Here is a 13,077-nt window from a genome sequence, read left to right as displayed (position 1 = left end):
ATTTTTTATTGTTTTAGTTACACTTTCTACCCTTATGGATTATTTTGGAAAATTGTACAAGTCAATTTTGGAACCGCTCATATAAATAGAAGGGAACTTTAGACAAAGGCTGTTTAGGGTGGGAAAAGGGCAAATCCTCTCTTTTGGCCCGGTCCCTCCCTTTTATCATTTACTTCCCGGCATGATACAACGTCAACAGAATGATATAAACGGCGAAAAACAGCAGCGTTCCTTTGATGATCATCCTGCCAAAATATTTGCGCCACACATGGCGGTCTGTTTGCACCGCCTCTTGTGATAGGATAGCGGGCACCGGCAGAGGGGCAACCGTATCGTCCGAGCGCAGTTCCGCCAGCAGCTCCTGGCAGCCGTGGCAAGTCGAGAGATGCTGTTCAACCAGCTTCTCCGATTCAGGGCGGCATTCTGCTTCGACATAGTGCGGCAGCAAATCTCTAATAATTGAGCATTTCATCGCTTCCGACTCCTTTCTTCCCGGCTTCCTTTTTGTACTGTAGGCGCGCGCGATGGATCGTCGTCTTGACCTTGCTTAACGACCAGCCGAGCACATGGGCGATTTCCTGGTAGGACAGCTCCTGCATATCACGCAAAATTAAAATATCGCGAAAAACCGGCTTCATTTCATCAAGAATGCGGTAAAGCTCGTCCAGCTTTTCTTTTTGTAAATAAAAGTCTTCAGGTGAATGAACAGCGCTGAGAAGCGGATACAAATTCGTATCTTCCATCACAGTCACGACTTGCACGTCTTTTTTGCGAAAATAAGAGACATAGTGATTATGGGCTATCCGGTAGAGCCATGATTTCATCGTTGCGTCTCCACGAAAATGCGGCAGCGCCTCAAATGCTTTTAAAAAGACATCCTGACAGAGATCCTCGGCCGTAGCGGTGTTTTTCGTCTGTCTGAGCAAGTAAGCATAAATTGCCGGCTGATAGGCTTTGTAGATCGATTCCAATTTTTCTAAATACGAGGTCATTTTTCAAAAGCCCTTTCTTTAACACAAGTCATTTAAATATACAGCCAAATCGACACCCATATTAGGAAAAGTGCGATCATGCCGACCCCCACCGCTAAAAATCTTCTCGCTTTTTTGATCGTTTCCAGCTCTGAGCTTTCGTTTTCATTACTGGGCAGCTCCGGCTGTTGCTCCGCTCTGCTTTGCTCATTTTCGCTCCAGTCAGGGCAGAAGGGACAGCTCATTTGATGATCTGCCATCCATTCAGCGGTTTCCGATTCCACCATCCCCTCCTGCCAGTCTTCTTTCAAGTCCCGAAATACAGCGCATTCCCGTTTCATGATCTCACCCCGTCAATATCGTCGTACACATCGGTAATTTCCCCTGTTTCCATGTCAACAAAATGAACCTGCTTATGCGGCTTCGCGAATGGAACGACAACAATCATCCAGACAAGCTCCGCCTCTCCCTCGCGGTTATAAATCAGCGCCAGCTCCCCACGCTGGGCATAAATTGAAAACATCGGATACTCATCAGCCACGAGCTTCATTGCCTTGCTCATGGAAACAGCTTTTTCAGCGAGTACGGTTTGATTGATCTTCTTACGATGTTGCGACGGATACCAGCCTTGATAAAAAGAAATCAGTTCGCCATCGGCCGTAAGATTGACTTGGACATGATGAGACAGAAGGCCATTGTCATACTCCCACGAATAATCGCCATATTCACCCTGCTCATATTGCGCCCCCTGCTTCGCAAACTCAGGAGATAATTTTCGCGCAAAATAAGTGGCTTGCTTTACAAAAGCTCCTTCATCTCCTGCTTTGTCTTCACTTAGTTCCAGCTGCAAAAGCTCACCAGTTTCCGCGTGAAGGTAAATCGTTTCTCCATTTTTCGTTTTGATCGTAATAGTCGGCTGCGATTCGTAAGTGAACGAGCTCCACACATGGTCAATATAAGTCGGTGAGGAAGGCCGGCCAAGCACGTTCAGAACGTCCTCTACTTTTTTATTCAGCTCTTCCTTTGTCAGCTGGACGACAGAATTCTCCAGCTCTAACGGAGCGCCGATCGGAGTCGGTGAAAACGAAATGAGCCGCAAGTCATAATCCCAAACGATCAAACTCACATCAGTGTTTACCCTTTCGCCGTCTGACCATAATGGCAGAACGGAAACTTTGGCTTGCTTTGCTGCATCATCAAATTGAACCGCGATCTCAAACCGTTCTTGATCATAATTAATTTCTGCTCTTTCAAGCAGGCCCTCCGTCTGCTGGAGCACGTCCTGTTCGGAAGGGGGCGCAGCTGCCGATGACGCTGCCTCCTCTGGATCGGTTCGTGACAAGCTGAACAATTCGCCCGAACTGTCAAATCTGATCGAATAACCGCCCCCGTCGAGCGTATAGGCATTATAAAAATCTTCGCGAATCGAGGAATGAGCATTAAAGCTTACTTCCTCGCCGATCAGCAGCCTTGCGCGCTCCTGCATCTCGGCAAGTGAAGGCATCTCCGTTTCCGCGCGATACGCAGTATGAATATAATAGTTTGCCTTTGCTTCGACGACATGCCATAGATTGTAGAATGGGTTGGCGATAACTATTAGGGTGACACTAATGCTTGCGACAGCAGCATACCACCCCTTCCCTCCGATTAGCGGGCGGCGTTCCAGCAGCTGCTTGACCCACTCTGATCCGCCGAGCAAAAGCAAAAATAACGTCAGTGGAAATAACGCTTCAAACTGACTCATTCTCGTAAAGGCCACCGTTCCGCCACTGACGACAAAGAACACGAACCACACTACCATGCTCTGGCGCCAGTAGCTCTGAAACAACATGTACATGACGGCAAAGCTGGCGGCAATCAACGCCAAAGCCGCCCACATGTACCAGTCGGACAGATCCGCAAGCCTCAGGCTCGGAAGCATCAAAAGGATCGGAATACAGAGCACAATCACATCAAACAGATAAAAAAATCCGTGCAACGCCCGGAAAGGCAAGGTGATGAGATAATGCATTCCGACAACTAGTATGTATCCGTAAAAAATCACATTCACAATTTGATTCAGAACATTATACTGAAAGCTGACATGTTCCCCGCTAATAAGAAAATGATGAAAAAATTCAAGCGTGACCGCGAGAAACAGTAACGCCCGCAGCATAACACCTGCCCTGATCATCCACTTCTCACGATTCTTCGCCGACGGACGCTGAGCCGCCAAAGCGGTCAGGCTTAAAAGCATCAAGGCAACCCCGACCAAGAACAGTGTCCATAAACTGACCGGGATGTAACGCTGGATATGGTTAATGACACTATACAAAACATCCCACATCTTCCTCACTCCTTTGTATCGTCTGTTATATAGACACATTAGAATGATAAAAGTTTCAGAGTGCCTTAAAAAAAAGCCGCTTCAACAGGCAAAAGGCCTATTAAAGCAGCTTAAATAAACAGCAGCAAACTAATCGCCATGACGGCCATTCCGCCGATCAGGCCGTAAATCGATGTATGGGCTTCATCATATTTTTTCGCCGCCGGGAGCAGTTCGTCGAGCGAAATGAAAACCATGATTCCCGCCACCGCTGCAAAAATGATGCCGAACATCACATCATTTAAATACGGCATTAAAAACAAAAAGGCGACGAGCGCGCCGACCGGCTCGGCAAGACCGGAAAGAAATGATAGTCTGAACGCTTTCTTTTTGCTTCCGGTCGCGAAATAAATCGGCACCGAGACGGCGATCCCTTCAGGAATATTGTGAATCGCGATCGCCACGGCGATGGCAATCCCGAGCGCCGGGTCCTGCAAAGCCGAAGTGAATGTCGCAATGCCTTCAGGGAAGTTGTGGATCGCAATCGCCAGCGCGGTGAACGTCCCCATTTTCAATAGCTGGCGATCCTTCACCTCCGGCTTTGCTGTTTCCATATCCTCGACTTTCTTGATCTCGTGCGGGTTTCCCTGCTTTGGAAGAAGCCGGTCAATCGCCGCTGTCAGCACCATTCCGCCGAAGAAGCCGGCGGCCGTCAGCCAATGGCCAAGCTCATTTCCAAGCGAAGCAACGAGCGCGTCCTGCGCCTTCATAAAGATTTCCACCATCGATACATAAATCATCACCCCGGCTGAAAAGCCTAAGGAAAAGGACAAAAATTTCGTATTTGTTGTTGAAGTAAAAAAGGCAAGCAGACTGCCAATGCCTGTTGCAAGACCTGCCATTAAAGTTAAACCAAATGCCAAAAGCAGATTTTCCGTCATGATGTCCGCCTTCTTTCAAGGGCTTTTTGCTCTATCATTTTAGACTATATGTCATCCAAATCAAAAAAGTGTTTGTTGCACCCATTTTTTTATTTTATCGAAAAACACCCTTGAAAGAAATCTTTATTTTAGCCATTCCTAAAAATCAGCTAGCTGTCTGTATAGGCGACGAACATCGAGAGGTTGCCGGTGATCGCCTCTCCCACTCTGAAAAACAAACCGGCCGGCTGCCCGTTCAGCACATGCGAGCCAATCAGCAGCTTGCCTGTATAGGGGCCATCCCATGTCGCTACCGTCTGCTCAGGCATCGGAAAATAGTGCTGATAAATCACTTCCTGATCCTGATAATGATCAACATCCTCATCAAGAACCGCCCCATTTTCCACAATCTGAATCCCGCCACCTTCCCGGCCTAACACCGGCTTTTTCACATAGGAAGACATTCCGTTCGCCGTATGGAAGGTCGGTAAAAAATACGTATCGATCGCCCTCTGTTCACTGCGCGAATACCATTCGTGACGCTTTTCCCAAATCAAGGCGAATACTGCCTTTGACTGCATCAGCAAAGCGGAAGGCGGGTTAATGATTTTTAGCTTGCGGTCAAGCAAATGGACGAGAAATTGCTCGCCTATCAATTCCCCGGTATGGCTCTTTTCCGCGAGAAAATAGTCAAGCGGGTACAACCGGTAGAGAAATTCGATTTTTTCGCCATTCGGCGTCCGCACATCGTCTTTTTCCACAACGATCTCCTCCAGCGGGATGTATCTCGCTTTCTGTGGATAATGCTTCATCAGCAAACCGACCGTTTGCTTGTCTTCTTCATGCCAGTCGGCACAAGTAAAATAAAGCGTATCGCCGCTGCCGATCTGATAATCCTTGATCACTTGATTCCACGCTTCTGCCAGCTTTTTTGTTAGACCGGCATTCGGATTGCGCGCTCCATGCTCGCGGCAGATCACCTCCTGGGCGACAGCCGCCTCAACGAGACCGACCGGTGTATCGGTATTGGCCTCAATCACCTTTAAGCCGTCTGCCGAAGCGATGAAATCAAAGCGGCAAAAGTAGGAAAATGCCGTTTTCACCTCGGCTAACAGCAGATCCCAAACATAAACGGAAATCCCCAGCCGATGGATCAGCGAATGATCGGCGAGAATGCGCTGATACGTTTTCGCCAAAATATCGTATACGGCGCGCGAAGCATTTTCGACTTCCTGAACGAGCGAAGCCGGCACGCGGAGCAAAGAATCGCTCATATATTGATTGTCCTCATAGTTTTCGTACAATGTCGCCCACGTAAAGCCCTCGCTGGCGACCTTCCGCTCAAGCTCCAGCCACCTTTTCAGGTACGCTTCCTCAGAAAATGGCTCTGTTAATGATTGATAGGGTAGCATCGCAAGCCTCCTTTTAATAGCTGATCGTCGCAGCGACGATCAGACCGACAAGGACCGATACGCCGCCGAGCAAGAGGCCGACTGCCGTGTTGCCGTTTTCAACCTCTTTCGTTAAATTCGTATTGCGCGTCAGTCCGTATTCAATGACGAGATGAAGGACAATTTGAATCACGATCGCGATAAAAGCCCAAATGATCAAATCAAGTAAATTTATCGAGTGACGAATCGCCGACTGCAGCACGACGACGACCCCGGCCATTTTTCCGAGCAGCTTTAACGTCACGGCGATATTGCCGCTCTTTATCAGCTTTCTTTCGGAATACGGGGTGATCAGCTTGAAAATATACGTCGCTATCGCGAATAAGGCGAGGGCGACAAGCAAATAAATGAGAAACCGATCGAGAGTATCCAAATAATAGGAAATGTTCATGTTATACTCCTTTCACTCCACAAGGTAAGAAATAAGCCAGATTATCGGTAATTTGCGCTCCGGCTCGAATGCCGAACGCGCTTGCTTTTCCATTGACAATAAAGCTGCCAAACAATAGATGAGCCTGCTTTTCACCTTTTTCTGTCCGGATCGTCCCGGACGGCAGCTGACAGAAGGCTTGATACACTTTTTCATAATGCTCATAGCTCGCCGCCTGTTTTTCGCCCAAAAGCTTGCCGTGCTGCTTAATCTCGACGGTATCTCCTTCTCGACCGAAAACGGGCTTCGCCACATAGCGCTCCCCTGCTTCGATAAACGGCTCTTCATCCAAATAGGTCGGCAGAAAATAACGGCTGATCGTCTCATGCTCAGCAGTCGTAAAATAAGGTGACTGCTGCTCATGCATTCCCCAGATTGCCGCCAGCACTGCCTTGCTTTGCAGCAAAAAAGCAGAAGCCGGGTTCAGCATCGCCACCTTTTTTTCCCGGACGAGGTTCATAAATTCAAGCCCGATCGGAAACCGATCATCCGCTTCGTCCTCGATCAGCGCTTCAAGTGGATATGTATGTCTGTACACAACATCAATTCGGCGCCCTGCTTGATCAAAAACGCCGACTCCTTCTACAATTTGCAGGTGATCGAGAGCGACGAAGGCGGCGTCTTTCAGCTGCGTGATTTTCAATAAATAGTTCATCGTTTCCCGATCTTCAATATCATCCGCATGAGCGGTAAAGACAACATAAGGATGACGTTCCAAGGCGATTGACGTCATACTGTGGTAAATGCTGTTGCGGATCGCCCGCCCAAGCCGCTCCTCTTCGCCTTCATTCGGATCGGCAGCAGCAAAGGACCGGCAAACACGGCCGTTCACCTCAAATAGCTCGCGAATAAAGGTCGGCGTATCGGCGTTAAATTCCAGCAGCTTGAAGCCGTCTTTCACCTGGACAAAATCAAAGCGCCCGATCACCGTCTCATAAGGGATCGTTTTCATTTGCAGAAAGGGCACCGCTTTGACTGGAAAGCCGAGCTCATGCAAGGTCTCGACAGGAGCGTTCCGCAGCAGCGGCGCGATCTTGGCAAAAATCCGATAAGCAGCCTCGGTCGCCGTACGAATCTCTGCTACTTGTCCTGCTTCAAGCAAATAGCAATCATATAAGGCATATTCCTCGCCGTAGAGGCGGTCCCAAAAAGCGGGGATCTCCTGATAAAACAGATCCCGGCTGCTCATGTGCTTACCCGCCAAAGGAACCACCGCTTCCCATTCCGGAGCGTGGATTCGTTGCCCGGTTTGGCGTTCTCTGCTGTTCGTTGTCCTGCCTTGGCGGCTGGGTCACATTTTGATCCGGACGGTTCGGCGCCGGCTGTCTCACCTGCCCCGAGCCACCGCCCATTGCTCGTCCGGCCATAAAAGCAGCGATCGTCGGGAACCACATTCCTCCGTAATAATAATGGCCATTGTTCTCGTTGCCTTCTTCGGCGCACTGATAGCCTTGCGCTTCTTCATCCCACGTCCATGTCTGGCAATCAGCTTCTTCCGGTGATGGTAGCGCCGCCGGATCAGGCTCAACCTCCTCGGTTTCCGGAGCAACAGAAAAGAACTCCTCCTGAATCCCCTGCGAGCAGCCTGTCACGCCTAAAAGTGCGACGCTGGACCCGACCAGTCCTTTCAACAGCCGGTCTGTTTTCGGCTTTTTCATCCTTCACACCCCCCTCGTTCTTTCTACGCATTCTTTTTTACATGGTTTCACTTTGTTTTGATTGTACCAATAGTATGACAATCAATTGAAGCTTTTTATCCCTTTTTCTTTTCTGCTAACAAAATTGCACCGTAGCCTTTATAAATTATTTAACAAAAAAAGAGCATCCGCAATGTCTCTTGCGTTCTGCCCTCTTTCTTATCAATCGATAAAAATCTTCCCCGGATTCATGATCCCATTTGGATCAAGCGCTGTCTTGATCGCCTTCATCACCTCGAAAGCGGCGCCGTGTTCCTGACGCTGATAGATCGCTTTTCCGACGCCGACGCCGTGTTCGCCCGTACATGTACCGCCACGGGCCAGCGCATAATGAACGATATGCTCGTTGAGTCGTTTTGCCCGCGCCACTTCCTCTTCATCCTTCATATCAATCATGAACAACGCGTGATAATTTCCGTCACCGACATGACCCAAGACAGCACCATCAAGATCTTCTTTCTCAATCGCGGCACGAGTATCCTGAATCGCCCCGGCCAGCTCGGTTAACGGCACGCTAACATCGGTCACCATCATTTTGCGGCCGGGAGAGCCGTGGATAAAGGCATAGGCCAAATTATGACGCACCTCCCACAGCTGCGCCTGAGCTTTCGTATCGAGTTCAAATTGCAGCTCCTCACAGCCAAAATCGTTCACTATTTCCTGGGCGAAGGCGACATCTTGTTTCAGCCCGGCTTCATTGCCGTGAAATTCAAGAAAAAGCGTTGGCCGCTCAGCGTAATGCAGCTCGTTGATTTTATTTACCTGTTGAATCGAGCGGGCATCGACCAGCTCCATTCTGGCGATTGAGATTCCCGATGTCCGGATCATCGTCACGGCGTCCACAGCAGCTTGAACTGTCGGAAACGTCGCCCGGCCTGCCATGATCGCTTCTGGAATGCCATACACTTGCAAGGTCAACTCAGTGATCACTCCAAGTGTTCCTTCAGAGCCGACGATCAATCCATTTAAATGGAGGCCGGATGATGATTTAGCGGCCATCCCCCCGGTATGAATGACCTTACCGTCAGGCAAAACGACCTCCAGATCCTTCACCTGATCCCGCATAATGCCGTATTTGACTGAGGTCGTGCCGCTCGCGTTTGTCGCCGCCATCCCTCCAAGTGTGGCGTCAGCTCCGGGATCGACCGAGAAAAACAAGCCATGCTTTTTCAATTCTTTATTAAGCTGCGTCCGCGTCAGTCCCGGCTGTACTTTGACGAGAAAATCCTGAGGCCTGACATCCAGTACCTTGTTCATCAGCGAAAGGTCGAGTGAAATCCCACCTTGATACGGAATGACATGCCCTTCGAGGCTTGTGCCAAGTCCGAACGGAATGAGCGGAATGCGCCGTTCATTCGCAAAGGCGACGACTTTTTGCACGTCCTCTGTGGAAGCGGGAAAGACAACAGCGTCGGGCAGACTGAGCGGATGATAGCCTTCATCACGTCCGTGCTGCTCAAGCGTCGTCTCATTGGTCGAAACCTGCTTCGGTGTAAGGAGTTGCTGCAATTCTTCGATATAACTCATGGATAAATCAGCCCCCGTCATCGTTTGATTATTCAGTTAATAAAGAATGGAACAAAAGGTCGTTTTTTACCTTTTGCCGAGCCGTTACAACGGTATTCGTTCTCCATGAAAGCGTGGGTCTTTCATGGAGAACGTAAGCGCGGTGCGAAGTGCCTTTCTGGAATCTTCCCGCAAATTTAATCTCTTTTCTGCAAATCATCCTGCGAGACAGTCCTGCTTTTCCCTGTCCTGTATCGTTCAGAGGGCACTGCCGTTTAGTTAGTTTGATTGCTTCTGCCCAATTTGCCATTTGGCCGGCTGAAGAGCGAGTCCCTGCTCTAACGCATAGCCGATTTGATACAGCAACGCCTCCTCCAGAGGACGGCCGATCAGCTGCGCTCCGATCGGCAGCCCGTTGTCAGCTCGGCTTGACGGTAGCGATAAACTTGGAAGGCCGGTAAAATTCGTCGGTGCGGTCAGCTTCATAATCGACCAGCGGATGTGCTGCTTTTGATAGGACTCGATATCAACATGGCGCCCATTAATTTCAGGAGCTAAAATCGGAACCGTCGGTGTAAGCAGTACATCTACCTGCTGTAAAGCCGCGGCGAACTCTTCTTTCGCCTGCTGACGTATTTGCAGCGCTTCAGCGTATTCAAAGCCTTTCGTCTCCAACCCGGTCAAAAGCCGCTCTTTGACCTCATCATCCCACTCGTCGGGATGGGCTGCCAACCGCTCGCGGTGAACTGCATAGGCATCCGAACGGAGAATCACTTTATGCGCTTCTGCGAACTGCTCGATATGCGGCACGTGCACCTCTTCGATCACCGCTCCGCTTTCACGCAGGACGGCAATGCTTCGTTCCATGCTTTCCCTCACTTCCGGATGCAAATCCGTATAGTAAAAGCTTGATGGAAGGCCGACTTTTATTCCTTTGATGCTTGCTCCGATCTTTTTTGACACATTCTCTTCTTCGACAGCGAGGCTGTAAGGATCGCGCCGGTCGTAGCCCGTAAGCACCTGCAACAGCAGCGCATTATCTGTCACCGTACGCGTCATCGGCCCGACATGATCGAGCGTCCAGGAAAGCGGGAACACCCCGTGCTTGCTCACTCGGCCAAAGGTCGGCTTCATCCCGACAATCCCGCAAAAAGCCGCTGGCACACGAATCGAGCCACCCGTATCGGTCCCCAAAGCGCCAAAGCACATGCACGCAGAGACGGCGGCGGCCGAACCGCTGCTTGATCCGCCTGTCATTTTCGTCAGATCGTACGGATTCTTAACCGGACCCGCATGAGAGCGGTCGCCTGTAGGACCGTACGCGAATTGATGCGTGTTCAGCTTACCTATGATAATCGCTCCGGCCTCTTGCAGCCTCTCGACGACTGACGCATCAATAGATGGCACGTAGTCAGCAAAGAGCGGCGAACCCATCGTTGTTTTCATATCCTTTGTGTAAATCAAATCCTTAAGCCCGATTGCAACCCCATGCAAGGGGCCTTTATAGCGGCCGGCCTGTATTTCCTGTTCCGCCTCTGCCGCCTCGCTCATCACCCGCTCCTGATCAATCGTAATAAAAGCATTAATCTCCGGGTCGACCTCCTCAATCCGCAAAAGCAGCTGCTTCGTCACTTCCACCGGCGAGAGCTTTTTTTGCCGGAAATGCGCTGCAACCTCTGCCAGGCTTAATGTCAGCATCTCTTCCTGTCCCTTCATCCGCGTCTCCTCCACCATTTCTACTTTTTCAGCTGCTCACAAATCGCAGCCGTCACTTCTTCCGTCGTTGCGCTTCCGCCGATATCAGGCGTCTTCACCCCGTTTTTCGTTACTTCTTCGACCGCCGCCAATATCCCGGCGCCAAGCTCGGTCTCCCCTAAATGGTCAAGCATCATTTTCGCCGTCCAAATTTGCCCGATCGGGTTGGCGATATGTTTGCCGACAATATCCGGTGCTGAACCGTGGACAGGCTCAAACATCGATGGAAACTCACCGCTTAAGTTGATATTGGCTGCCGGGGCAATACCGATGCTGCCCATGACCGCTCCGCCGATATCGGTTAAAATATCGCCGAACAAGTTGCTCGCCACGACGACATCAAACGCTTCCGGCTTCGTCACAAAGAAGGCGGCGAGCGCATCGATATGCGTGCTCTCGGCTTCAATCTCCGGATAATCAGCCTTCACATCGGCAAATACTTCATCCCAGAACGGCATCGTATGGACAATTCCGTTTGACTTCGTCGCGCTCGTCACATGACCCTTGCGCCCTTTAGCCAGCTCAAACCCGTAGCGCAGCGCATTTTCAACCCCCGGCCTCGTGAAAATCGAGTTTTGGATCGCGATTTGCGAGGACCCTTGGTGAATCCGGCCGCCGACTTCACTGTATTCCCCTTCGCTATTTTCACGGACGACAATGAAATCAAACTGTTTCGGATCAGCTAACGGCGAGCGCAGCCCTTCAAAATATTTCGCAGGCCGAATGTTGATCGATTGCTGAAAGCCGCGGCGGATGTTAATTAACAGCCCCCAGAGGGAAATATGATCTGGAACGAGCTGCGGATTCCCGACCGCTCCAAGGAGAATCGCATCAAACTTCTTTAATTGCTCCAGCCCATCTTCAGGCATCATCTCGCCATGCTCCAAATAATATTCGCAGCTCCAGGGGAACTCCGTATAATCAAAGGCAATGCCGCCATGGGCGGAGGCCGCTGTATCAAGCACATTAAGCGCGGCAGGCACAACCTCTCTTCCGATTCCATCCCCCGGTATTACAGCAATTGAAAACCTTTTCATAAATGCACACTCCTCTAGTATTCTATTATTTTATTTATGTACAATGACCGCCTGAGACGAGTCAATTTTACCGAGCTTCCCCCTGCACGGTTGCAGGGGAGAGTGCTCAACCAAGAAAGACGTCTTACTGCTGCTTTGACTGCTTGCCCCGTTTTACGAAACGGTAGGCAAGATAAGCAATATAAATCGGCGTTGCGATGTAAATCAAATAAGGAAACGAGCTGTACGTTCCTCGATAAATGATAAAGAGAAGACAGCCTAGAAAAAGAGTTACAATCGTTCCGTATTTCGGCAAAGGAACTTCCTTCAGGCTTGGAATCCTCAGCTTGCTGATCATCAAAAAGCAAAGCGCGGTAAAGATCACCGTCGTAATAATTTGCGGGATATGATTACCGAATAACGTCAGCAACGCTAAAATTCCGCCCGCAGCCGTAATTGGTACACCGATAAAATAGCTGGTTGACTGCTTAGGAGAACCGATATTAAAACGCGCAAGCCGATACGCCCCAAACAACGGAAACAAGCCGGCGACAGCCAGTCCTAAAAGGCCAAATTGATAAAAGTAGGTATAATACATTAAAAACGATGGCGCCACACCGAACGTAACAACATCGGCCAATGAATCCAATTCCTTCCCAAGCTGACTGTCCGCCTTCAGCATTCTTGCCAAACGCCCATCCATACTGTCCAGCATCATTCCGATTAAAATTAAAATCGCCGCATTGTTAAATTGACCGTTTGCGGCAAAACCGATCGAGAGAAATCCACAATAAAGATTCCCCTGGGTAAACATATTTGGAATGCTTTTTGTCCAACGCATATTCTATCTCACTTTCCAACATCAATTTCATCGCCCATAGAGACATCCTTTATCTCTCTAGTATAGCATGGGGATTTAGCCTTTACTATGGATGAAAACAATTACAGGTTGATTCAAGTATAAATTGGTAGACCAGCAATGGCTTTGCGCTGAATTCAAAAAAGAAAAATTGTAAAAATGTCAAA

The 13,077-nt window shown here is 49.6% G+C and carries 13 protein-coding genes; all 13 read right to left on the bottom strand.

Features of this window, described 5'->3' with window-relative positions; translation table 11 throughout:
* Positions 1-169 precede the first annotated feature (169 nt).
* Positions 170-472: an anti-sigma factor family protein gene (locus ABMB67_RS16495; RefSeq protein ID WP_251192951.1), complete on the bottom strand. Its 303-nt coding sequence runs from the start codon at positions 470-472 to the stop codon at positions 170-172.
* The gene (locus ABMB67_RS16490; protein ID WP_251192952.1) at positions 453-992 is read right to left on the bottom strand and encodes an RNA polymerase sigma factor; all 540 of its coding nucleotides are present in this window, start codon (positions 990-992) and stop codon (positions 453-455) included. Before ABMB67_RS16490 ends, ABMB67_RS16495 begins: the two co-directional genes overlap by 20 nt.
* Positions 993-1,024: 32 nt before the next feature.
* Entirely contained in the window at positions 1,025-1,312 is a 288-nt protein-coding gene (locus ABMB67_RS16485) for a hypothetical protein (RefSeq protein WP_354572738.1), read from the bottom strand.
* Complete coding sequence (locus ABMB67_RS16480; protein ID WP_354572737.1) at positions 1,309-3,297, bottom strand: hypothetical protein; 1,989 nt, start codon at positions 3,295-3,297, stop codon at positions 1,309-1,311. Before ABMB67_RS16480 ends, ABMB67_RS16485 begins: the two co-directional genes overlap by 4 nt.
* A 110-nt stretch (positions 3,298-3,407) precedes the next feature.
* On the bottom strand, positions 3,408-4,217 hold the full coding sequence (gene zupT, locus ABMB67_RS16475; RefSeq protein ID WP_251222580.1) for a zinc transporter ZupT: 810 nt from the start codon (positions 4,215-4,217) through the stop codon (positions 3,408-3,410).
* Positions 4,218-4,366: 149 nt separating this feature from the next.
* Positions 4,367-5,608, bottom strand: coding sequence for a glutathionylspermidine synthase family protein (locus tag ABMB67_RS16470; protein ID WP_354572736.1), 1,242 nt, complete (start codon positions 5,606-5,608; stop codon positions 4,367-4,369).
* A gap of 13 nt (positions 5,609-5,621) precedes the next feature.
* The gene (locus ABMB67_RS16465; protein WP_354572735.1) at positions 5,622-6,038 is read right to left on the bottom strand and encodes a DUF350 domain-containing protein; all 417 of its coding nucleotides are present in this window, start codon (positions 6,036-6,038) and stop codon (positions 5,622-5,624) included.
* Between the two features lies 1 nt (position 6,039).
* Complete coding sequence (locus tag ABMB67_RS16460) at positions 6,040-7,266, bottom strand: glutathionylspermidine synthase family protein (RefSeq protein WP_354572734.1); 1,227 nt, start codon at positions 7,264-7,266, stop codon at positions 6,040-6,042.
* A gap of 4 nt (positions 7,267-7,270) precedes the next feature.
* Positions 7,271-7,735 carry a hypothetical protein gene (locus ABMB67_RS16455; RefSeq protein WP_354572733.1) on the bottom strand — a complete coding sequence of 155 codons (465 nt, stop codon included), beginning with the start codon at positions 7,733-7,735 and terminating at the stop codon, positions 7,271-7,273.
* Positions 7,736-7,936: 201 nt separating this feature from the next.
* Positions 7,937-9,301 carry an FAD-binding oxidoreductase gene (locus ABMB67_RS16450; protein WP_354572732.1) on the bottom strand — a complete coding sequence of 455 codons (1,365 nt, stop codon included), beginning with the start codon at positions 9,299-9,301 and terminating at the stop codon, positions 7,937-7,939.
* A 258-nt stretch (positions 9,302-9,559) separates the two neighbouring features.
* Positions 9,560-10,996: an amidase gene (locus tag ABMB67_RS16445; protein ID WP_354572731.1), complete on the bottom strand. Its 1,437-nt coding sequence runs from the start codon at positions 10,994-10,996 to the stop codon at positions 9,560-9,562.
* Between the two features lie 20 nt (positions 10,997-11,016).
* A complete protein-coding gene (locus ABMB67_RS16440) occupies positions 11,017-12,072 on the bottom strand; it encodes a tartrate dehydrogenase (protein WP_354572730.1) in 1,056 nt (351 codons plus the stop codon).
* Positions 12,073-12,196: 124 nt separating this feature from the next.
* On the bottom strand, positions 12,197-12,892 hold the full coding sequence (gene pssA / locus ABMB67_RS16435) for a CDP-diacylglycerol--serine O-phosphatidyltransferase (RefSeq protein WP_251222588.1): 696 nt from the start codon (positions 12,890-12,892) through the stop codon (positions 12,197-12,199).
* Positions 12,893-13,077 lie beyond the last annotated feature (185 nt).

The organism is Halalkalibacter oceani, assembly GCF_040544555.1.
Classification (GTDB): domain Bacteria; phylum Bacillota; class Bacilli; order Bacillales; family Bacillaceae_D; genus Halalkalibacter; species Halalkalibacter oceani.
The sequence above is the reverse complement of the archived record's forward strand: the minus strand, read 5'-3'. Positions and strand labels throughout refer to the sequence as shown.